25 protein-coding genes are annotated in these 21208 nt (G+C 38.3%); all 25 read left to right on the top strand.

Going from position 1 to position 21208, the window contains the following annotated elements; translation table 11 throughout:
- Positions 1 to 5: 5 nt before the first annotated feature.
- The 25 genes from trmFO (at position 6) to fliP (ending at position 21208) form a co-directional block, all read left to right on the top strand.
- Entirely contained in the window at positions 6 to 1319 is a 1314-nt protein-coding gene (gene trmFO / locus ACOMCU_RS04740; RefSeq protein ID WP_421049550.1) for an FADH(2)-oxidizing methylenetetrahydrofolate--tRNA-(uracil(54)-C(5))-methyltransferase TrmFO, read from the top strand.
- 285 nt (positions 1320 to 1604) lie between these two features.
- Positions 1605 to 2504, top strand: a complete 900-nt coding sequence (gene xerC, locus ACOMCU_RS04745) for a tyrosine recombinase XerC (protein WP_010858433.1) — start codon at positions 1605 to 1607, stop codon at positions 2502 to 2504.
- Positions 2505 to 2526: 22 nt separating this feature from the next.
- The gene (gene hslV, locus ACOMCU_RS04750; protein ID WP_010858434.1) at positions 2527 to 3072 is read left to right on the top strand and encodes an ATP-dependent protease subunit HslV; all 546 of its coding nucleotides are present in this window, start codon (positions 2527 to 2529) and stop codon (positions 3070 to 3072) included.
- Positions 3072 to 4472 (top strand): ATP-dependent protease ATPase subunit HslU, encoded by a 1401-nt coding sequence (gene hslU, locus ACOMCU_RS04755; RefSeq protein ID WP_219364795.1) that lies wholly within the window; start codon positions 3072 to 3074, stop codon positions 4470 to 4472. The genes hslV and hslU overlap by 1 nt, the downstream gene beginning before the upstream one ends.
- A gap of 87 nt (positions 4473 to 4559) precedes the next feature.
- Positions 4560 to 5339, top strand: a complete 780-nt coding sequence (gene codY / locus ACOMCU_RS04760) for a GTP-sensing pleiotropic transcriptional regulator CodY (protein WP_010858436.1) — start codon at positions 4560 to 4562, stop codon at positions 5337 to 5339.
- A 440-nt stretch (positions 5340 to 5779) separates the two neighbouring features.
- A complete protein-coding gene (gene flgB, locus ACOMCU_RS04765; protein ID WP_010858437.1) occupies positions 5780 to 6172 on the top strand; it encodes a flagellar basal body rod protein FlgB in 393 nt (130 codons plus the stop codon).
- 3 nt (positions 6173 to 6175) lie between these two features.
- Positions 6176 to 6637, top strand: a complete 462-nt coding sequence (gene flgC / locus ACOMCU_RS04770; RefSeq protein WP_010858438.1) for a flagellar basal body rod protein FlgC — start codon at positions 6176 to 6178, stop codon at positions 6635 to 6637.
- Between the two features lie 27 nt (positions 6638 to 6664).
- On the top strand, positions 6665 to 6970 hold the full coding sequence (fliE, locus tag ACOMCU_RS04775; protein ID WP_010858439.1) for a flagellar hook-basal body complex protein FliE: 306 nt from the start codon (positions 6665 to 6667) through the stop codon (positions 6968 to 6970).
- Between the two features lie 158 nt (positions 6971 to 7128).
- Positions 7129 to 8721, top strand: coding sequence for a flagellar basal-body MS-ring/collar protein FliF (fliF, locus tag ACOMCU_RS04780; protein ID WP_010858440.1), 1593 nt, complete (start codon positions 7129 to 7131; stop codon positions 8719 to 8721).
- A gap of 15 nt (positions 8722 to 8736) precedes the next feature.
- Positions 8737 to 9750: a flagellar motor switch protein FliG gene (fliG, locus tag ACOMCU_RS04785; protein WP_010858441.1), complete on the top strand. Its 1014-nt coding sequence runs from the start codon at positions 8737 to 8739 to the stop codon at positions 9748 to 9750.
- Positions 9743 to 10528, top strand: a complete 786-nt coding sequence (fliH, locus tag ACOMCU_RS04790; RefSeq protein WP_421049551.1) for a flagellar assembly protein FliH — start codon at positions 9743 to 9745, stop codon at positions 10526 to 10528. Before fliG ends, fliH begins: the two co-directional genes overlap by 8 nt.
- Positions 10529 to 10533: 5 nt before the next feature.
- Positions 10534 to 11859 carry a flagellar protein export ATPase FliI gene (fliI, locus tag ACOMCU_RS04795; RefSeq protein ID WP_010858443.1) on the top strand — a complete coding sequence of 442 codons (1326 nt, stop codon included), beginning with the start codon at positions 10534 to 10536 and terminating at the stop codon, positions 11857 to 11859.
- The gene (gene fliJ / locus ACOMCU_RS04800; protein WP_010858444.1) at positions 11860 to 12309 is read left to right on the top strand and encodes a flagellar export protein FliJ; all 450 of its coding nucleotides are present in this window, start codon (positions 11860 to 11862) and stop codon (positions 12307 to 12309) included.
- A gap of 4 nt (positions 12310 to 12313) precedes the next feature.
- Positions 12314 to 12919 carry a MotE family protein gene (locus ACOMCU_RS04805; RefSeq protein ID WP_010858445.1) on the top strand — a complete coding sequence of 202 codons (606 nt, stop codon included), beginning with the start codon at positions 12314 to 12316 and terminating at the stop codon, positions 12917 to 12919.
- 21 nt (positions 12920 to 12940) lie between these two features.
- Positions 12941 to 14218 carry a flagellar hook-length control protein FliK gene (locus ACOMCU_RS04810; RefSeq protein ID WP_421049552.1) on the top strand — a complete coding sequence of 426 codons (1278 nt, stop codon included), beginning with the start codon at positions 12941 to 12943 and terminating at the stop codon, positions 14216 to 14218.
- A gap of 2 nt (positions 14219 to 14220) precedes the next feature.
- On the top strand, positions 14221 to 14904 hold the full coding sequence (gene flgD / locus ACOMCU_RS04815; RefSeq protein WP_421049553.1) for a flagellar hook assembly protein FlgD: 684 nt from the start codon (positions 14221 to 14223) through the stop codon (positions 14902 to 14904).
- A gap of 14 nt (positions 14905 to 14918) precedes the next feature.
- Positions 14919 to 15290, top strand: coding sequence for a TIGR02530 family flagellar biosynthesis protein (locus tag ACOMCU_RS04820; RefSeq protein ID WP_421049554.1), 372 nt, complete (start codon positions 14919 to 14921; stop codon positions 15288 to 15290).
- Between the two features lie 85 nt (positions 15291 to 15375).
- Positions 15376 to 16341, top strand: a complete 966-nt coding sequence (locus ACOMCU_RS04825; RefSeq protein ID WP_421049555.1) for a flagellar hook-basal body complex protein — start codon at positions 15376 to 15378, stop codon at positions 16339 to 16341.
- Between the two features lie 241 nt (positions 16342 to 16582).
- Complete coding sequence (locus ACOMCU_RS04830; protein WP_036131183.1) at positions 16583 to 16804, top strand: flagellar FlbD family protein; 222 nt, start codon at positions 16583 to 16585, stop codon at positions 16802 to 16804.
- The gene (gene fliL / locus ACOMCU_RS04835; protein ID WP_010858451.1) at positions 16794 to 17222 is read left to right on the top strand and encodes a flagellar basal body-associated protein FliL; all 429 of its coding nucleotides are present in this window, start codon (positions 16794 to 16796) and stop codon (positions 17220 to 17222) included. Before ACOMCU_RS04830 ends, fliL begins: the two co-directional genes overlap by 11 nt.
- 34 nt (positions 17223 to 17256) lie before the next feature.
- Entirely contained in the window at positions 17257 to 18252 is a 996-nt protein-coding gene (gene fliM / locus ACOMCU_RS04840; protein WP_010858452.1) for a flagellar motor switch protein FliM, read from the top strand.
- Entirely contained in the window at positions 18245 to 19480 is a 1236-nt protein-coding gene (gene fliY / locus ACOMCU_RS04845) for a flagellar motor switch phosphatase FliY (RefSeq protein ID WP_010858453.1), read from the top strand. Before fliM ends, fliY begins: the two co-directional genes overlap by 8 nt.
- 21 nt (positions 19481 to 19501) lie before the next feature.
- A complete protein-coding gene (locus ACOMCU_RS04850) occupies positions 19502 to 19864 on the top strand; it encodes a response regulator (protein WP_004269288.1) in 363 nt (120 codons plus the stop codon).
- Positions 19865 to 19874: 10 nt separating this feature from the next.
- Positions 19875 to 20546: a flagellar biosynthetic protein FliO gene (locus ACOMCU_RS04855; protein ID WP_230491829.1), complete on the top strand. Its 672-nt coding sequence runs from the start codon at positions 19875 to 19877 to the stop codon at positions 20544 to 20546.
- On the top strand, positions 20543 to 21208 hold the full coding sequence (fliP, locus tag ACOMCU_RS04860) for a flagellar type III secretion system pore protein FliP (RefSeq protein WP_010858455.1): 666 nt from the start codon (positions 20543 to 20545) through the stop codon (positions 21206 to 21208). Before ACOMCU_RS04855 ends, fliP begins: the two co-directional genes overlap by 4 nt.

Below are 21208 nucleotides of genomic sequence, written 5' to 3' on the forward strand. Positions count from 1 at the left end.
AGAACATGACTGAACAAGTAGTAAATGTAATAGGTGCTGGTCTTGCGGGAAGTGAGGCAGCATGGCAAATTGCTAAACGCGGCGTAAAAGTTCGACTTTATGAAATGCGCCCAGTAAAGCAGACACCGGCTCACCATACTGATAAATTTGCAGAGCTTGTATGCTCAAATTCATTACGTGCAAATACATTAACAAATGCTGTAGGTGTTATTAAAGAAGAAATGCGTATGTTAGATTCCGTAATTTTAAAAGCGGCTGATGCGTGTTCGGTACCAGCAGGTGGAGCCCTTGCAGTTGATCGTCACGAATTTGCAGGCTATGTCACAGAAGCGGTCAAAAATCATCCTCTAGTGGAGGTTATTCACGAAGAAGTGACAAATATCCCGGAAGGTATTACTGTTATTGCAACCGGGCCACTAACTTCTAAAGCATTAGCTGAAAAAATTCAAGGTTTAACAGGTCTTGATTACCTGTATTTCTATGATGCAGCGGCGCCTATTATTGAAAAAGATAGCATTGATATGGATAAGGTTTATTTGAAATCTCGTTATGATAAAGGCGAAGCGGCGTATTTAAACTGCCCAATGACCAAAGAGGAATTTGACCGTTTCCGTCAAGCATTAATCGATGCAGAAGTAGTGCCATTAAAAGAGTTTGAAAAAGAGATTTACTTTGAAGGGTGTATGCCTATTGAAGTCATGGCAGCACGTGGCGAAAAAACAATGCTTTTTGGCCCGATGAAGCCAGTAGGACTAGAAGATCCGAAAACGGATAAACGTCCATATGCTGTTGTACAATTACGTCAAGATGATGCGGCGGGTACACTTTATAATATCGTGGGCTTCCAAACACATTTAAAATGGGGACCACAAAAAGAAGTACTACAATTAATTCCTGGTTTAGAAAATGTTGAAATTGTCCGTTATGGTGTAATGCACCGAAATACGTTTATTAACTCGCCAAAAGTATTGGAAAAAACGTATCAGCTACGCGAGCATAAAAACATTTTCTTCGCTGGTCAAATGACCGGTGTAGAAGGATATGTAGAGTCAGCTGGAAGTGGGCTAATTGCCGGGATTAATGCGGCACGTTTAGCTTTAGGACAAGAACCGCTTATTTTCCCATTTGAAACAGCGATGGGAAGCATGGCGCGTTATATAACAGAAGCGCAGTCCAAAAATTTCCAACCGATGAATGTCAACTTTGGCATTTTCCCTGAATTACCACCAGGTCGTCGTTCAAAACCTGAGCGTGCTGAAATGCATGCGACACGTGCTTTGACAACGATTCGAAATTTTGTGAATTCGCAAACAATTTAATTGCTAAAAGCCTCTAAAAGTTGATATACTTTTAGAGGCTTTTTCTTTTTTTGTAGACAAAATGCTTAGTTACACGCATTTTATTATTTTGTATTGAGATTTTCTCAAAATACAACCTTTTTCACTTGCTATATTACGAAGATAGGTATAGTGTCAATATGTATGTTTTTTAAAGATTACTAAATCGGTTAGCAAACATGAGGGATGACAATGTTTTGTCCTTTAAATTTGTTGATGTTAGTAATGTAAGAAGGTTACGAATAATTCGTTGGTGGTGAATCTTTTATGATAGTTTCGTCCCAAGAAGCACTTGAACAGTTCATGCTTTACATCCAAGTAGAAAAAAACTTCTCTGTTCATACGGTGCGAGAATATGAATCAGACCTCCTAGAATTTTTAACGTTTTTACAGGCAGAGGACGTTAAAGATTTATCGAGTGTTGAGTATATACATGCACGTCTTTATGTTACGAAGTTGTACGATGAAAAAAAAGCAAGATCTTCTGTGTCAAGAAAAATTTCTTCAATTCGCTCCTTTTTTCGCTTCCTAAATAGACAGTACGGGTACGATGATGCCGCATTTCGTTCACTTTATCATCCGAAAAAAGAATCACGTTTACCAAGTTTTTTCTACGAAGAAGAATTGATGCAACTTTTTGATGCAAATGTAGGAGAAGATTTGAAATCGTTGCGAAACATGGCTATTTTAGAGTTGTTATATGCAACTGGCATTCGTGTGAGTGAGCTTACATCCATTATGATAGAAGATATAGATTTTCATTATTCTATTGTTCGGGTAATGGGTAAAGGACGAAAAGAGCGCATTATTCCGTTTGGTCAATTTGCGAGTGTAGCTTTGCGAGATTACATCGAGCAGGCTCGTCCGCGCTTGATGAAAAAAACAGTTCATCAGCAAGTGTTTGTCAACATGCGCGGTGGGGAACTTACACCACGAGGGGTACGTCATATTTTAAACGAAATGATTGATAAGGCCTCACTTCATACAAAAATATACCCGCATATGCTTCGCCATACATTTGCAACGCATTTACTGAATAATGGCGCAGATTTACGTACGGTACAGGAGTTGCTGGGGCACTCACATTTATCTTCTACACAAGTTTACACGCATGTAACAAATGAGCATCTTCGTCAAACATATATGAATGCTCATCCACGGGCATAATAGAGGCTAAGGAGGAAGGCAAATGGGACAAATTCATGCGACAACGATATTTGCAGTTCATCATAATGGCGGGTGTGCTATGGCTGGAGACGGTCAAGTGACGCTTGGTAATGCAGTTGTGATGAAAGGTACAGCAAGGAAGGTCAGACGTCTGTTTAATGGGCAGGTGCTTGCTGGTTTTGCAGGCTCGGTAGCCGATGCTTTTACACTTTTTGAAATGTTTGAAGCCAAATTAAATGAATACAATGGTAATTTACAACGCGCGGCTGTAGAAGTTGCGAAGCAATGGCGTGGTGATAAAATGTTGCGTCAATTAGAGGCAATGTTACTTGTGATGGATAAAACTACGTTATTACTTGTTTCGGGTACAGGAGAAGTCATTGAACCAGATGATGGTATTTTGGCAATTGGTTCAGGTGGCAATTATGCATTATCAGCAGGTCGTGCCCTTAAAAAGTATGCGGGAGAAACAATGTCTGCCCGAGAAATTGCAGAGGCCGCATTAGAAACAGCGGCTGAAATATGTGTATTTACAAACCATAATATTATCGTGGAGGCGCTTAACTAATGACACAACACAACTTAACGCCAAGACAGATTACTGAGCATTTGGATCGTTATATCGTTGGACAAAATGAAGCGAAACGAGCAGTCGCAATTGCGTTGCGTAATCGTTATCGTCGTTCTCTCTTATCTGATGACATGAAGGATGAGGTCATTCCGAAAAATATTTTGATGATTGGACCTACAGGTGTTGGGAAAACAGAAATTGCCAGAAGAATTGCAAAGTTGACGAATGCTCCGTTTGTTAAGGTTGAAGCAACGAAATTCACAGAAGTAGGCTACGTTGGACGTGACGTAGAGTCCATGGTACGTGATGTTGTAGAAGCTTCCCATCGTCTTGTGAAGGAAGAAATGATGGAATCCGTACAAGAACAAGCTGAGGAATTAGCGAATGAGGCAATTGTTAAACTGCTTGTTCCTTCCTTACGTAAAAAGCAAGCTATGCAAAATCCATTTGAAATGTTATTTGGTGGCAAAGAACAACAGTCACAAGAAGATACATCTTCTGAGGAAACTGAAGTGCGTTCAAAACGTGCACAAATCGCTATTGATTTACGTAACGGTAAATTAGAAAATGAGTGGATTACTGTTGAAGTAACAGAGCAAAACCCTTCTATTTTTGATGCATTACAGGGGACGGGAATGGATATGTCAGCAAATAGCGGTATGCAAGATATGCTATCCAGCTTAATGCCGAAAAAACAGAAGAAACGCCGTTTACAAGTAAAGGATGCTCGACGTGTTTTAACAATTGAAGAAGCAAATAAGCTGATAGACGCAGACGAAGTAGCGCAAGAAGCTGTGTCTAGAGCTGAACAATCGGGCATTATTTTTATCGATGAAATAGATAAAATTGCAAGTAAAGAAAATAATTCTTCTGCGAGTGTTTCACGTGAAGGCGTACAGCGTGATATTCTGCCAATCGTAGAAGGTTCTACAGTAACGACTAAATATGGTGCTGTCAAAACGGACTATATGCTGTTCATTGCGGCTGGCGCTTTCCATATGTCTAAGCCTTCCGATTTAATTCCGGAATTACAAGGGCGATTCCCTATTCGTGTCGAACTAGAAAAGTTAACAAAACAAGATTTTGTGCGTATTTTGCAAGAACCAGATCAATCACTTATATTGCAATATAAAGCGTTGTTAGAAACAGAAGGCGTAGATATAAACTTTGCAGATGATGCCATTAATCGTATTGCAGAAATCGCAACTGAAGTTAATCAAGAAACCGATAATATCGGAGCGCGTCGATTACACACTATTTTAGAACGATTGCTTGAAGAATTATCATTTGAGGCGTCAGAGATTGCTCCGGCTAATATTGCGATTACAGCAGCATATGTGGACCAAAAACTGGCGGGCATAGTAAAAAACAAAGATTTGTCACAGTTTATATTGTAAGATAAGGCTGAATAGTATTATTCAGTTGTGAAAACCTTTAGAATATTAAGTAAATACTCTTCGGATTATTTATAGGAGGAACATATAATGAATTTATTAGAAAAAACACGTAAAATTAACTCGATGCTACAGGCATCTGCTGGTAAGCCAGTAAACTTTAAGGAAATGGCAGACACATTAGGTGATATTATTGATAGTAATGTTTATATTGTAAGCCGCAAAGGGAAACTTTTAGGTATATCAATCCACCAACAAATCGAAAATGAACGTATGAAAAAAATGTTCGAACAACGCCAATTTCCAGAAGAATATACACATAGCTTATTTACTATCTCTGAGACGTCATCGAATTTAGGTATTAACGATGAACATACTGCATTCCCGGTTGAAAACAAAGAATTATTCCAAAATGCATTAACGACAATTGTACCGATTGTTGGTGGTGGTGAACGTTTAGGTACTTTAATTCTTGCTCGTTTATCTGCTCAATTCGAGGATGATGATTTAATTCTTGCTGAGTATGGTGCAACAGTAGTGGGTATGGAAATTTTACGTGAAAAATCTGAGGAAATCGAAGAAGAAGCTCGAAGCAAAGCTGTTGTGCAAATGGCCATTAACTCCCTTTCATACAGTGAATTAGAAGCAATCGAACATATTTTTGAGGAGCTTGATGGTAATGAAGGTTTACTAGTTGCTTCAAAAATTGCAGACCGAGTGGGCATTACACGTTCAGTTATCGTAAACGCATTACGTAAACTAGAATCTGCGGGTGTAATCGAATCTCGTTCTCTTGGCATGAAGGGTACTTACATTAAAGTATTAAACGATAAATTCTTAAACGCGCTAGCTGAAATTAAAATGAAATAAAATGATTAACTGATAGGCTCTCTCAAAGTTTTTTGAGGGGGCTTTTTTTTTGCGTGTCAATGTACAACAAAAGTGGTAAAATTGGTTGTTATTTCATTCGGGATTTTTAAAGTGGTGAAATTAGTTGCTATTTCACTATTGACATTTATTTGGAGAAAATGTGTCGAAATTGGTGAAGTTAAAAATAGGGAATTTTTCAATACTAATATAGTAAGCACTGTCGAAATGGTGTTAAATAACTAGAAAAAGATAGAAAATGCGTGAAAACTAGTCCTGTAAAGGGTTAAGATAGTTTTGTCCTGGGTCGTCGGAATAAAAAATAGGGCGGATATACTATTAAAAAGTGACAAAAGACAATAGACACTACGTAGCATCTTAATTACAATTGTATTACTGGATAAATTAACAAGGAATAGAAGAAATAAAAGAGGTGAATGGTTTTGAATTTATTTGGAGGAACTATTAGTAGCCTGGAAAATGGACTTTCCTATGCCACTTTGAATCATAAAACAATCGCAAATAACATTGCGAATGTCGATACGCCGAATTATAAGGCGAAAAATGTAAGTTTTAAGGATATGTTGGAAACAGAGAAGGAAATCTCTATTTCGGCATATCGTACGGATAATAGACATTATGATTTCTCAATTAGACAATCTACGCCTGGTGTAAGTAACATGGATGGCTTACGCTATCGAAATAACGGAAATGGTGTAGATATGGATGCTGAACAAGCGAAATTAGCAGAAAATCAAATCTATTATAATGCCTTGATTGATCGTGTAAACGGTAAGTTAAATTCATTAAATACAGTTATTAAAGGAGGTAAGTAATAAATGTCTATCTTTCATGGGATGAATACCACTGCCTCTGCTTTAACGGCGCAACGATTACGAATGGATGTCATCTCTTCTAATATGGCAAATACTGATACAACACGTGCAAGACAGGTAAATGGTGAATGGGAGCCTTATCGACGTAAGTCTGTCACTCTTACTGCTCAAGAAAACCAATTTTCAAAATACTTTAATGTTGCACTTGGTAAAAATGCAAAAAGTGGTGTTGGGAATGGCGTGAAGGTTACGCAAATTAAAGAAGATAGAGAAACACCGTTCAAATTGGTGTATGATCCGACACATCCAGATGCCAATGCAGATGGCTATGTCAATATGCCGAATGTGGATCCATTAAAAGAAATGGTGGATTTAATGTCTGCCACTCGTTCTTACGAGGCCAACATAACAGTTTTCAATGCCAATAAATCTATGCTTACAAAAGCTTTAGAGATTGGTAAATAATACAATGCTAAGAAAGGATGATACATAATGACAATTTCGTCCGTTTCACTAATGACACCTACTCAGGTTGTAAACGAAACAAATAAATTGAATACGACACCTTATGAAGCACAGCAGAGCTTTGCAAATTCGTTAAAAGAAGCTATTTCAAAAGTAAATGATCAGCAGATTACTTCTGATAATTTTACTAAAAAGCTAATAACTGGTGGAGATGTAGAGTTGCACGAAGTGATGATTGCATCACAAAAGGCGAGCGTTACATTAAATGCAACATTAGAAGTTCGCAATAAGGTGATTGAAGCTTACCAAGAAATAATGCGAATGAGTGTCTAACTTTATTGAACAGGTGATGAGATGCACCATTAAATAAAGACAAGTTTCCCATAGTCAGATATTTTATGCCTGTATAGCTAGAATTTTGAACTATGGGATACCACTGTTATCGCGAATTATTAATTGCTAGGTTATTCACTATAACCGGAGGATTCATAATGAATGAACGATTGACGAAAATTAAAAACGACACCAGCCAATTTTGGACTAGTCGGAGTAAAAAACAAAAAGGTTTAATGATTGGTTCAGTACTAGGTGTTATAGCACTTGCAGCTATTATTACATTTTTCGCTACAAAAACTACATATGTTCCACTCTATAAAGATTTGTCGACGAGAGAAATTGGACAAGTGAAAGAGGCATTGGATACCCAAGGTGTGAAATATGAAATAGCACCAGGGGGAACTTCCATACTAGTACCTGAGCAACAAGCGGATGCTCTATTAGTGCAATTAGCATCTGAAGGGTATCCTCAAACAGGTACGATTGATTATTCATTTGCAAACAGCTCTGGCTTTGGGATGACAGATAACGAGTTTAACTTATTGAAAAAAGCAGCAACTGAAACTGAGATTGGCAAACTGATTAATAATCTAGAAGGTGTGAAAGATGCAAAAGTTATGATTACTCTACCTGAAGAGGGTGTATTCGTAACAGATGTAAAAGAAGAGGCAAGTGCTTCTATTGTTTTAAATACAGATCCTGGCTATAAATTTACAGAACAACAAATTGCCACAATGTACAACTTAGTATCAAAAAGTATACCGAATTTAAGCACAGACAATATCGTTATTTCCAATCAATTCTCTGAGTACTTTGATTTAAATGCTGCAACAGCTGATGCTTCATCAACAACTACAGCTGAAGGTCAATTACAGATGAAAAAAATGGTCGAACGTGACTTGCAACGTCAAGTGCAAAATATGCTGGGTACATTAATGGGGCAAGATAAAGTAATTGCTTCTGTTACAACAGATATTGACTTTAAAAAAGAAAACCGTGAAGAAAATTTAGTGACGCCTGTTGATGAAGAAAATATGGATGGCATTGCTATAAGCGCACAACGTATTACTGAGTCCTATTCTGGTTCAGGTGCAGCAGCAACGGGTACACCTGAAGCTGAAACAACAACAGATAACTTCACAACTTATAATGAAGGTGCAACGGGTGATGGAGATTACGAACGTACGGAAGAAACTATTAATAATGATGTCAACCGTATCCGAAAAGATATTCAAGAGGCACCTTATAAAATTCAAGATATCGGCATACAAGTAATTGTTGAGCCGCCGACAGCAGCAGACGCAGCGTCACTACCAGATGGGGTGCTAGAAGATATCGAGAAAATTTTAAGCACTATTGTTCGTACAACAATTTCCAAGGATGTAGCGGCTGAACTTACTCAAGAGCAAATTGATGAAAAAGTGGCTGTTTCAGTACAATCCTTAAATGGTAAAGCAACAGATGTGGGTAGTGAAACTCCAGTTATCCCATGGTGGGTTTGGGTTATTGGAGGCATTTTACTAGCTGTCATCCTATTACTAGCATTCTTCATCATTCGTTCTCGTAAACGTGCGAAGGAAGAAGAAGAACTTAGTATCCTAGAAGAACAAGAAGAACTAATGATCGATGATATTAATGAAGAAATTGAAACGGAAGCTACAATGCGTCGTAAGCAACTTGAAAAAATGGCAAAAGAGAAGCCAGACGATTTTGCGAAGTTACTGCGTAGTTGGATTGCGGAAGACTAACTAGGAGGTTCGGCTGTGTCCAAGAAAGATAAGGAATTAACCGGAAAACAAAAGGCCGCACTCTTGTTAATTTCACTAGGGCCTGAGGTTTCAGCTTCTGTCTATAAACATTTAACTGAAGAAGAAATTGAACGTTTAACGTTAGAAATTTCAAGTGTTAAAAAAGTAGAAGCGAACGTGAAAGAAGAAATAATAGAAGAATTCCATAATATTGCCCTTGCGCAAGATTATATTACACAAGGTGGTATTGGTTACGCGAAAACAGTACTTGAGAAAGCACTTGGCATGGAACAAGCCCAAACGATTATTAATCGTTTAACATCCTCTTTACAAGTGCGACCTTTCGACTTTGCACGTAGAGCTGACCCATCGCAAATTTTTAACTTTATTCAAAATGAGCATCCGCAAACAATTGCCCTTATTCTGTCTTATTTAGAAGCAGGGCAAGCAGGTGTTATTTTATCTTCACTTCCGCAAGAGGTGCAGGCAGATATCGCCAAACGTATAGCAATGATGGAGTCAACTTCACCAGAAGTAATTAGTGAAATTGAGTCTGTATTAGAACGTAAATTATCATCTACTGTTACGCAGGATTACACAGAAACAGGTGGCATCGATGCTGTCGTTGAAGTATTAAATGGCGTGGATAGACAAACAGAAAAAACCATTCTTGATGCACTCGAAATTCAAGATCCTGAACTTGCTGAAGAAATCAAAAAACGCATGTTTGTATTCGAAGATATCGTGACGCTCGACAACCGCTCAATTCAGCGTGTTATTCGGGATTGTGAAAATGAAGATTTACTGCTTTCAATGAAAGTGTCAAGTGAAGAAGTAAAAGATATAATTTTCCGCAATATGTCACAACGAATGGCTGATACGTTTAAAGAAGAAATGGAGATTATGGGACCTGTACGTTTACGTGACGTAGAGGAAGCACAATCAAGAATTGTAGCTGTAATCCGTCGCTTAGAGGATGCTGGTGAGATTATTATTGCACGTGGTGGAGGAGATGACGTCATTGTCTAGAATCATCCGTTCTGTTTACACACAGTCCAATGGCGAAAATGTGAAAGAGATACAAATTCGTGACATGTTTGAAATACCTGAGATCGAGACAGATGAAATAGCTCACACTCGAATTACGATGGAAGACATGCTTGAAGAACGTGATCGATTGCTTGCAGAAGCAAGATTCACCCTTCAGAACGAACGTGCAGCTTTTGAAGAAGAAAAGCAATCATACCTCCAAGAGATTGAGCACACGAAACAAAGTTGGGAAGAAGAACGACCTAATCGCGTACAAGAAGCTTATGATGAAGGCTATGGTCAAGGATATGAGGATGGCACAAACAGAGCTAATGAGGCAATGACACAATCTCTACAAACAGCCAACGAAGTTATTGTCCAAGCTGGGGAAAATGCCCGGAAATATATTCAAGATCAAGAGGCTATCATTTTAGAACTAGGATTGACAGCGGCAGAGCGAATAATAGGTGCTTCATTAGAACGGGACGATGAATTGTTTACGTCAATCGTCAGAAGAGGGCTAAAAGAAGCGAGAGAAATGAAAGAAATAAAAATCTACGTTTCGCCAACCTATTACGGGTTAATTACTGCAAATCGTGATGAATTAGCTGAAATGTTCCCGGCGGATGTACCATTTATGATTTTTGTAAATGAAGATTTAGATAACGAAACAGATTGCTTTATCGAAACGAATCATGGCCGTATCGTCGTAAGCATCGACGAGCAACTAAACGAATTAAGATTAAAACTGCATGAAATATTAGAAAGTAAGGAATGATCTAGATGAAAACGGCTCAATTAATCGAACAAATTCCTAATATACCTACTTTTAAAAAGTTTGGTAGAGTGACGAGAGTTGTCGGCTTGATGATTGAGTCGCAAGGTCCGGATAGTTCCATCGGTGATGTATGTAAAATACACGTTGAAACATCAAAAAATGGCCATCAAATAATTTTGGCAGAAGTCGTTGGTTTTAAAGATGAAATAGTAGTTCTTATGCCATTTACCTCGTTGCGAGAAATTTCGATTGGTTGCTTAGTTGAAGGTACAGGCGCGCCACTTGAAATAAGGGTGGGGCCAGAGCTCATTGGTAAAGTCCTTGATTCTATGGGAAATCCTATTGATGGCACATTATTGCCAAAAGGACTTATGACAGTGCCGACAGAGCAGGACCCTCCGAATCCACTTACACGTCCACCAATTGATGAAAGGCTTGAAGTCGGTGTAAAAGCAATTGACGGCATGCTAACAGTAGGGAATGGACAACGTGTAGGGATTTTTGCCGGTTCAGGAGTCGGAAAAAGTACCTTACTTGGTATGATTGCCCGTAATACGCAGGCTGATTTGAACGTAATTGCTTTGGTTGGAGAGCGTGGTCGTGAGGTTCGTGAATTTATTGAACGGGATTTAGGACAGGAAGGCTTGAGTCGCTCAATAGTTGTAGCAGCTACCTCCGATCAGCCGGCACTCATGCGGATAAAGGGTGCTTTTACAGCAACAGCTATTGCAGAGTATTTTAGAAATCGTGGCTTAAATGTCATGTTAATGATGGACTCTGTGACACGTGTAGCAATGGCACAGCGAGAAATTGGGCTTGCTACTGGTGAACCACCTGCTCAAAAAGGTTATACGCCATCTGTATTTGCAATTCTACCTAAGCTATTAGAGCGTACAGGTACAAATGAGAAGGGGTCTATTACGGCATTTTACACAGTTTTAGTAGACGGGGATGATATGAATGAGCCCATTGCTGATACAGTGCGAGGGATTTTAGATGGACATATTGTGCTAGATCGAAATCTTGCAAACAAAGGACAGTATCCGGCCATTAATGTATTGAAAAGCGTTAGTCGTTTGATGAATCATGTAGCAGAGCCTGAACATAAAAAAGCAGCGGAACGTTTACGAGAGCTCTATTATACATATGACAAGTCAGAGGACCTAATCAATATCGGTGCTTATAAGCGTGGAACATCTCAAGAAATTGATGAAGCGATTTATTATGAACCGCTTATAACCGCTTATTTAAAGCAGGGATATTTAGATAAGGTGACCCTTGAAGAGAGCATGAATGAGTTAATTACATTATCAAACGGCGGTGGCAAATAGATGGTCAGTTATATATATCGTTTTGACAAAGTGTTAACTATTCGTGAGCAAGAAAAGAATGAAACCGAAATCGCCTATAAAGAATCTGTACGTTCTTTTGAAGAAATTGCAACGAAGCTCTATGGTTTGCTAAAAAAGAAAGAAGATTTATTAGAATTTCAGCAGCAACGTTTAGCTATAGGTTCATCGATAGAGGAGATTCATCATTATGCACGCTTTATTGACAGCCTTGAAAAAACAATAGCAGATGTGCAGCAAAAGGTTGTCCAAGCACGTGCAAAAATGAACTGGCATGAAGAAAAATTATTAGAAAAAAACTTGGAAGTACGTAAATTTGAAAAAATGCGCGAAAAGGATTTTAAATTGTATCAGCAAGAACAAGATCGTATTGAAAGCATTTTTTTAGATGAAATTTCATCACTTACGTACTACAAGAAAGAAATCAGGTGATTTCATGGCAAAAAACAATAGAATTGTAAAAGAATTAGAGGACCAGCAACCAACACGGAAATCAGGTGGTTTTCAAAAGTTTTTCATGTGGGTATTACTACCAATTATGTTCGTTGTAGCTGTTTTACTTATTGTAGCTACGCTGATGAATACAAATGTTTTTGATTTAAGCAAAAAAGCACTAGGAAGCTTACCTTTTGTTGAATCAGAAGAACAACAAGCAAAAGAAGCGGTTGTTAGTAACGATTCAAAGGTAGTCGGCTTACAAGCTGAAATTCAAGAAAAAGCAGCTGAAATTTCACAGCTGCAAAAGAAATTGGATACATCAACGACTGAAAAAGAACAGCTATTGACGGAGAAAGAACAATTACTCTTTGAAATTGAAAAATTAAAAAGAGAACAAGACGACGTTAAACGAGATTTTAATGATATTTTAACAACCTTTGATAAAATGTCTGCTAAAGCAGCGGCACCAGTCCTCATTAAAATGAGCGATGCAGAGGCACTACGTATTCTATCTAATTTAAAACCAGATAAATTAGCAGCCATCCTAGAAAAGATGGATCCACAAGATGCTGCTAAATATACAGAAATGATGTCGAAACAATAAGGACTGAAAGGGGGTGAAAACATGAATATTGCAATGATGCAAATGATGTCTTCTAAAGTAGCTACACCTAAAAATGTAGCAACGAGTAGTACTGATGTTAAGACAAATGAAGTAAAGGCCAAAGATCATTTATCAACTTTTGGATCTGTCTTTGGACAAGTAATGTCCTCTACAAACCAAGCAAATCAAACGACTCAATCTTCGGGCACGAAAGAGGAGGCAGGTCTTGCTGAGTTAGCGGCTGTATTGGATGCAGAATCAATCGAGGAACTACTAAATCTATTGGATATTCCACACGATGATGGCTTGTTAATGCTTCAAGTGGGAGAAGATGGCAAAGCAGTTGCTATTGATGAAATGTTAAATCTGGATGATTTAATGGCTGCATTGAATATTGATGCAGAGCAATTGCAAAAATTGGTGCAACAGCTATTAGGTGAAGAACAGCAAGCAAGTGATGTTTGGGAGCTATTGGCATTAGTAGATGCTCAAGCACCGTTGCTTCAAACACAGATAGTATCTGCTTTACAAGGTGAAGAAGAAGTAACACCAAAAGAAGTAACGCAGTTATTACAGGTGTTAAAGCTAGCTGAATTAGTTGGACAGAAAACCGATTTAACGGCAGCGCAAGAAAACTTGCTAGCAAATAGCAAAAACTTTTTAACAACGATGCAAACACAGATTGAAACAATTCAAACTGCACTGCAAGTAACAACAAAAACAAGGGTAACACTGCCGTTACAGGGCTTCCAACAAGTTGTCCAGCAAGTGCAGGTAACGAAACAGACCGATACAAGTGCTAACGAGATGGTCACATCAAATACAGTACAAACAAAGGCAGACACATTCCAAGTCACTTTGCCAGCGGCAAAACCAGCACAGTCTGAGGCATTACTAAAAGAGATGCAAGCTATTATCAACAAAGCCCAAATCTCTAATGCACAAGGTATTACGCGCTTAACTTTGAAATTATATCCAGAAAATCTAGGGACAATTCGTATCGAGCTTGTACAAAATGATGGTGTTTTAACAGCACGTCTTCTTGCTTCTACTGCGCATGGACGTGAACTACTTGATAGCCAAGCACATCAATTAAAGCAAGCCTTTGTCCAGCAGAACATTCAAGTCGACAGGCTTGATATTGCGCAGTCATTGCAGGATGCAGATCGCCAACAACGTGATCAAAGCTTCTTTAATAACTTCTTTAAGCAACAGCAAGAAGAAGAACAAGAACAAAAAAATGACGATGACGATGATAGCAAGTCCTTTAGTGATTACCTAGTAAATGAGGAGGTGTAAGCATGGCAGAAGTTAAGACAACAAATACAAATATAACGGATAGTCTTTATTATTCGAACTATCAGAAGCCAGTTAAACAAACGGGTAATAGCGATCTTGGTAAAGATGCTTTTTTACAACTATTAATAACACAATTAGCAAACCAAGATCCGACTAATCCAATGGATGACCGTGAATTTATCGCTCAGATGGCGCAATTTTCTTCTTTAGAACAAATGCAAAATATGACAAAAGGATTGGAAGCCTTACTAGCCTCTCAGCAGCAAACACAACTTATGAGCTACTCATCTTTTGTAGGCAAGGAAGTAAAATGGCATGAATTAACAGAGGAAAAAGATGATAAGGGGAAGCCAATTATAAATGAAGGTACAGGCGTTATCGAATCGGTGAAATTCGTCGAAGGTACTGTAGTGTTTGTATTAGCTGATGGTAAAGAAATATCGCCAGGTAATATTTCAGCTATTTTAAGTGGCTCAGAACTGAATACAGGTGGTAATAACTCGTCAACAGAATCTCCACTTGTACAAGCAAGTCAGCTGATTGGTAAAAATGTTACTTATAAAGATGGCGAGCAAGAATTGCAAGGACGTATCGTTTCTGTATCAAATAAAGATGGTATTATTTACTATGTATTAGACAATGACAAAAAACTAACAGGCAAAGAATTTACAGTAATAAGCGAATAGAGGTGGGGATTAGGATGGATAAGTTTTCAATTCATCGTGTACCATTGCATCCAACTATTCGCCAAACGCAACCTACGCCTGTTAGGTCACAGCAATCATTTAGTGCTCATTTACAGGAGGCTACCAAACAACAGGAGCTAAAAGTAAGTAAGCATGCGCATGAACGCATTATCGAGCGTAATATTGCGATTACTGAACAAGAATGGCAGGTTGTATCTGACAAAGTATTTGAGGCACACTCAAAAGGCGTCAAACAACCATTAGTCTTGATGGATCAAGCAGCTTTAATTGTCAGTGCTAAAAACGCAACTGTCATTACAGCAATGGATCGCACGGAAGCAAAACAACAACTATTTACTAATATTGATGGCACTATTGTGCTCTAAGGCAGGACCTTCTGATGTAAGGAAGCCTTATGTGTAGCTGACTGATAGAAGCACACAATTCAAAAACGAAGGGAGAACGACAATTATGTTACGTTCTATGTATTCAGGTATTTCGGGTTTAAAAAACTTCCAAACAAAGCTTGACGTTATTGGTAATAACATCGCTAACGTTAACACACATGGCTTTAAAAAAGGTCGTGTTCTCTTTAAAGATTTAATTTCTCAAACGCAAGCTGGTGCATCTTCTCCAACTTCTACGCGCGGGGGGGTAAATCCTCAACAAATCGGCTTAGGTTCACAATTAGCTGCTATTGATACAATTCATGGAGGAGGTTCATTACAAGGGACTGGCCGTGCACTCGATTTAGGTATTGAAGGTGATGGTTTCTTTATGGTAGCTGATGCAAATGGTGCGCCTGATGACACTGGTGCTATTACAGAAGAGGGCTTCAATAATACGCTATTCACACGAAATGGTGTTTTTTATATGGATAAAAATGGCTATTTAGTGAATGCAGATGGGAAATATTTAGTTGGTGTATCAGCTGGTGATGAACTTGTTGTTGAAGCTGATGATACTGGTATCATTCCAGAAGATGCACCGAATGCATCAGGGGATGATGGTGCAAACTTGTTTGATGATGATGGTGTATTAACGCCTGAAGATGGTACATTAGGTCCGATTCGTATTCCTACAACTGCAAAGGAATTATCAATAGGACAGGATGGTACTGTCACATATGTGGATTTAAATGGAGATCTTCAATGGGCAGGTCAGCTAATTATGGCTAAATTCCCGAATGCGGGTGGTCTTGCGAAAGTGGGGAGTAATTATTACCAACAAACAGCCAACTCTGGTGCAGCATATGGACAAGTTGGTACTGTAGCTGGTATGGGGAAAATCCAACCCGGCGCTTTAGAGATGTCTAACGTAGACCTTTCTGAGGAGTTTACAGAGATGATTGTTGCACAACGTGGGTTCCAAGCGAATACGCGTATTATCACAACTTCAGATGAAATTCTTCAAGAACTTGTTAACTTAAAACGATAGTTTCAAGTAATTGATTAAATTAGATTTAGCTCTGAATGCCAAACCTTTGAGGTCATTTTAACCCCACAGGTGAAATCAGGAAAAATATTTTTACATTAGTACTCTAGTGTTAATAATACTAGTGTTGCAACTGCCACAGGACGTGCTTGTTAGGTGTAAACGGCGTTCTGCACTAAAGAAACATAAAATCAATATGAGGGAGGGTCGGGCCGGCTCTCTTGCTAGACCCGGCCCTATTTCAATGATTGAACTATCACGTCTAAATGGCAAAGCATTCACATTAAATGCTTTATACATAGAAACAGTCGAATCTTTTCCAGATACGACCATTACTTTGACGACAGGAACAAAACTCATTGTTTTACAGAGTGAAGACGAGGTGCGACAAAAGGTAAAAGCCTTTTATAAAAATATACAAATACTATCAAACCCGCATCTACGAGGTGAAGAAGATGAAGAATAATAAAATGTTAACGATGCTCATTATTGTATTAGTGACCATCATACTTATTGGGGTTATCGCGTTTGTTTTACTTACTCAATTCAATAAGCCCGCAGCGTCACTTGAGCCAACGATTGATGAGGTAGTAGAAACGCTGGTGGATGTGCCAGAAATTACGACAAATCTTGCCGATAAACGAGTTGTTCGTATGACGTTAAAAATTCAAACAACAAGTAAGGATGCTGCAGCTGAATTAACAAAACGTCAATACCAAACAAATAACATCATTATTGAGGAACTTTCTGAAATGACGTTAGAAAATTTGGAAGGTAAACAAGGTAAGCAATTGTTCCAAAAGGCAATAAAAACAAAATTAAATGAACTGATGCAAGAGGGAGAAATTCAACAAGTGTATATTACCTCCTTCATCACCACTTAAAAAAACAGAAACTGCTTGAAATGGAGGTGGGCAAATGGCAGGAGATGTGTTATCCCAATCTGAGATAGATGCGCTTCTTTCCGCAATATCGACCGGTGAAATGTCAGCGGATGATATTAAAAAAGAAGACGAGGGGCGCAAGGTTAAAGTATATGACTTTAAACGAGCGCTACGTTTCTCAAAAGATCAGATCCGAAGTTTGACCCGAATACACGAAAACTTTGCACGACTATTGACTACTTTCTTTTCTGCACAGCTAAGAAGCTATGTGCAGATTACAGTAGCATCAGTAGACCAAATACCATTTGAAGAGTTTGTACGTTCGATTCCGAATATGACACTCATTAATGTGTTTGAAGTACCACCACTTGATGGTAATATATTGATGGAAATAAATCCTAATATTGCTTATTCAATGCTAGATCGTCTAATGGGCGGTAGTGGGGCGAGTCATAGTAATGTTGATAACCTAACGGAAATAGAAACTAAAATTATGACAAACCTTTTTGAACGCTCATTCGATAATTTACGCGAGGCATGGGAAAATGTCGCTGAAATCGACCCGATTTTAGTAGAACTTGAAGTAAATCCTCAATTTTTACAAATGATTTCACCCAATGAAACGGTCGTCGTTATTTCATTAAATACGATTATCGGTGAGACAAGCGGTATGATTAATATTTGTATACCGCATGTTGTTTTGGAACCAATTGTACCAAATCTTTCGGTACGCTACTGGATGCAGACGAATACAAAAGAGATGTCTCCAGAGCAAACTAAAATGCTTGAAACACGTGTGAAACAAGCACAGTTACCACTTTCTGTAGAGTTAGGTATTACAGATATTACTATTGAGGATTTCCTAATGATGCAAATTGGTGATGTGATTCAATTAGAGCAAAAAATTGAAGATCCACTAATGCTTAAAGTAGGAACACTACCTAAATTCACAGTACAACCCGGTAAACAAGGTAAAAAATTAGCAATCCAGATTATCGACCCTTTGAAAGGAGGAGACGAAGATGAGTGATGAAATGCTCTCCCAAGAAGAAATTGAAGCGTTATTAAGGGGCGAAACGTTGGAAGATAAAAACAGCGACACCGAAGCTTCTGAACATGATGAAATGAATGAAATACGAGTAGAGGATTACCTAGACTCGTTTGCTCAAGATGCACTAGGTGAAGTAGGAAATATATCTTTTGGTAGCTCTGCTACGGCACTTTCAGCGTTATTAGGTCAAAAAGTAGATATTACTACCCCAAGTATCTCAATGATAAATCGCAATAAATTAGAAGAGGAGTTTCCTCATCCGTATGTAGCTGTACAAGTGGAGTACACGATTGGTTTAACAGGCATGAATTTACTTGTTATTAAACAATCAGATGCAGCTATTATTGCAGATTTAATGTTAGGTGGGGATGGCTTAAATCCAAAACCTGACTTAGGCGAAATTCAGCTAAGTGCAGTACAAGAAGCAATGAACCAAATGATGGGTTCAGCTGCAACATCAATGTCGACAGTATTTAACAAAAAGGTGGATATTTCACCACCAACTATAGATTTAATGAATATTTCTCAAAATGAAGGTCGAGATAATATTCCGGAAGATGATTTACTTGTGAAAGTATCATTCCGACTGCGAATTGGTAATTTAATTGATTCGAATCTAATGCAATTATTACCACTGAGATTTAGCCAAAACATTGTTAAGTCATTATTAGGTGAAACGGAGGCGATTGAAGAACCTGTGGCTGCAACAATTGCACCCGAAGCGCCACCTGTAGCACCGCCACCTGTTCAACAAGCGCCGCTACAGCAACAGCCGGTATATCAACAACCTGAAGCGCCTGTGCAGCAACCAATGTATCAACAACCTGTACAACAACCAATGCAGCAAGAACAACCGATTCAAATGTCTGCAAGACCTGCACAACCTGTCAATGTTCAACAAGCACAGTTTGCTAGCTTTGATCCAAATGTAATCTCGCAATCTGAAGCTAGAAATTTAAATATGCTACTTGATATTCCATTGCAAGTTACTGTAGAGTTAGGACGTACGAAACGTTCTGTTAAAGAGATTTTAGAACTTGCAAGTGGATCGATTATTGAACTAGATAAATTAGCTGGGGAACCAGTCGATATACTAGTAAATAGCCGTTTAATCGCTAAGGGCGAAGTAGTTGTTATTGATGAAAACTTCGGTGTTCGCATTACAGATGTTTTAAGTCAAGCAGAGCGTTTAAATAATTTAAGATAGTTTCAATTGGAGGAGTTAACCATGTCTAAAAGAATTTTGATTGTAGACGATGCTGCATTCATGCGCATGATGATCAAGGATATTTTATCGAAAAATGGATTTGAAGTTGTAGGGGAAGCTGCTGATGGTTTACAGGCTGTTGAAAAATACAACGAGTTAAAACCGGATTTAGTAACAATGGACATTACGATGCCTGAAATGGATGGTATTGCAGCTCTTAAAGCCATTAAGGGGACAGATCCAAGTGCTACTGTAATCATGTGTTCTGCAATGGGACAACAAGCAATGGTAATCGATGCAATTCAAGCTGGTGCGAAAGACTTTATCGTTAAGCCTTTCCAAGCGGATCGTGTAATTGAAGCGATTCAAAAAGCACTAGGATGATTGCATGCAAATGTTAAAATCATTTCGTATAACGATGATTTTTGCATTTCTTGTACCCTTCCTGTTTTTGTACCCAACATCAACTTCTGTTTATGCTAACACCGATACGAACAGTATTGAGTATTGCATGAAAAATCCAGAAGAATGTAAAGATGACTCAGACCCAGCTGCTAAAGAAGATACAGTTGTCTCAGCAGCTGGGGACGTGTCTGCATGGGAATACATAAAAATGGTTTTGGCGCTTATTTTTGTTGTAGCTTTATTTTATGGGTTAATGAAGTTCTTAAATAAAAGAAATCTAACCTTTCAACGGAATCAAATGGTACAAAACTTAGGCGGTTTATCGTTAGGTGCACAAAAATCTGTGCAACTTCTACAAGTTGGAAAATCACTATATTTAGTTGGTGTTGGTGAGGATGTACAACTGTTACGTGAAATTACAGACCCTCAGGAAGTTGAGGCACTACTAGCACTCTATAATGAACGACAAGAATATGCAGCAACATCACCTTATATCACTGAATTATTTTCTAAGTTTAAGAAAAAAAATACGCAAGGTTCAACAACACAGCAAAATCAGGATACGTTTGGTGAACTATTTGAAAAAAAGATATCTGAAATCAAACAGGAGCGTAGTGAAGAACTGGAGAAATGGAAACAAAAGGAGAATGATGATAAATGAATGATGTAGTCGACATCCTTTCTGGTAGTGATCCGACCAATGTTTCCACCTCTGTTAAACTACTATTATTATTAACAGTATTATCACTTGCCCCAAGTATTTTAATATTGATGACATCGTTTGCGAGAATCGTAATTGTGTTGTCGTTTGTACGTACAGCATTAGCGACCCAGCAAATGCCTCCTAACCAGGTCATTGTCGGTCTTGCATTGTTTTTAACATTCTTCATCATGGCTCCAACATTCCAAGAAGTTAATAAGGAAGCATTACAGCCATTATTTGATGAGGAAATAGGGTTAGAGGAAGCATATGATCGTGCAAGTGTACCTTTTAAGGAATTTATGAGTAAGCATACAAGGCAAAAGGATCTAGATTTATTTTTAAAGTACAATCAAGCAGAAAAACCAGCATCTGTGGAAGAAATTCCATTAACAATGCTCGTTCCTGCCTTCGCCCTGAGCGAAATAAAAACAGCATTTCAAATTGGTTTTATGATTTTTATTCCATTCCTTGTTATCGATATGATTGTGGCAAGTACGTTAATGTCGATGGGGATGATGATGTTACCACCGGTTATGATTTCATTGCCGTTTAAGATTTTATTATTTGTACTTGTCGATGGCTGGTATCTCGTAATGAAATCCTTACTACAAAGTTTTTAG

The sequence above is a fragment of the Lysinibacillus sp. UGB7 genome (genome assembly GCF_049058285.1).
In the GTDB taxonomy this organism is placed as follows: domain Bacteria; phylum Bacillota; class Bacilli; order Bacillales_A; family Planococcaceae; genus Lysinibacillus; species Lysinibacillus sphaericus_B.

Excerpts from the sequence above, each read along its gene's own strand:
- ACOMCU_RS04825 (WP_421049555.1), top strand. The coding sequence starts at position 15,376 with ATGTTACGTTCTATGTATTCAGGTATTTCGGGTTTAAAAAACTTCCAA.
- fliY (WP_010858453.1), top strand. The coding sequence starts at position 18,245 with ATGAGTGATGAAATGCTCTCCCAAGAAGAAATTGAAGCGTTATTAAGG.
- fliL (WP_010858451.1), top strand. The coding sequence starts at position 16,794 with ATGAAGAATAATAAAATGTTAACGATGCTCATTATTGTATTAGTGACC.
- ACOMCU_RS04855 (WP_230491829.1), top strand. The coding sequence starts at position 19,875 with ATGTTAAAATCATTTCGTATAACGATGATTTTTGCATTTCTTGTACCC.
- fliI (WP_010858443.1), top strand. The coding sequence starts at position 10,534 with ATGAAAACGGCTCAATTAATCGAACAAATTCCTAATATACCTACTTTT.
- hslV (WP_010858434.1), top strand. The coding sequence starts at position 2,527 with ATGGGACAAATTCATGCGACAACGATATTTGCAGTTCATCATAATGGC.
- fliP (WP_010858455.1), top strand. The coding sequence starts at position 20,543 with ATGAATGATGTAGTCGACATCCTTTCTGGTAGTGATCCGACCAATGTT.
- fliF (WP_010858440.1), top strand. The coding sequence starts at position 7,129 with ATGAATGAACGATTGACGAAAATTAAAAACGACACCAGCCAATTTTGG.
- fliJ (WP_010858444.1), top strand. The coding sequence starts at position 11,860 with ATGGTCAGTTATATATATCGTTTTGACAAAGTGTTAACTATTCGTGAG.
- trmFO (WP_421049550.1), top strand. The coding sequence starts at position 6 with ATGACTGAACAAGTAGTAAATGTAATAGGTGCTGGTCTTGCGGGAAGT.
- ACOMCU_RS04850 (WP_004269288.1), top strand. The coding sequence starts at position 19,502 with ATGTCTAAAAGAATTTTGATTGTAGACGATGCTGCATTCATGCGCATG.
- xerC (WP_010858433.1), top strand. The coding sequence starts at position 1,605 with ATGATAGTTTCGTCCCAAGAAGCACTTGAACAGTTCATGCTTTACATC.
- hslU (WP_219364795.1), top strand. The coding sequence starts at position 3,072 with ATGACACAACACAACTTAACGCCAAGACAGATTACTGAGCATTTGGAT.
- fliM (WP_010858452.1), top strand. The coding sequence starts at position 17,257 with ATGGCAGGAGATGTGTTATCCCAATCTGAGATAGATGCGCTTCTTTCC.
- ACOMCU_RS04830 (WP_036131183.1), top strand. The coding sequence starts at position 16,583 with ATGATTGAACTATCACGTCTAAATGGCAAAGCATTCACATTAAATGCT.
- flgC (WP_010858438.1), top strand. The coding sequence starts at position 6,176 with ATGTCTATCTTTCATGGGATGAATACCACTGCCTCTGCTTTAACGGCG.
- codY (WP_010858436.1), top strand. The coding sequence starts at position 4,560 with ATGAATTTATTAGAAAAAACACGTAAAATTAACTCGATGCTACAGGCA.
- flgD (WP_421049553.1), top strand. The coding sequence starts at position 14,221 with ATGGCAGAAGTTAAGACAACAAATACAAATATAACGGATAGTCTTTAT.
- ACOMCU_RS04810 (WP_421049552.1), top strand. The coding sequence starts at position 12,941 with ATGAATATTGCAATGATGCAAATGATGTCTTCTAAAGTAGCTACACCT.
- ACOMCU_RS04805 (WP_010858445.1), top strand. The coding sequence starts at position 12,314 with ATGGCAAAAAACAATAGAATTGTAAAAGAATTAGAGGACCAGCAACCA.
- fliE (WP_010858439.1), top strand. The coding sequence starts at position 6,665 with ATGACAATTTCGTCCGTTTCACTAATGACACCTACTCAGGTTGTAAAC.
- ACOMCU_RS04820 (WP_421049554.1), top strand. The coding sequence starts at position 14,919 with ATGGATAAGTTTTCAATTCATCGTGTACCATTGCATCCAACTATTCGC.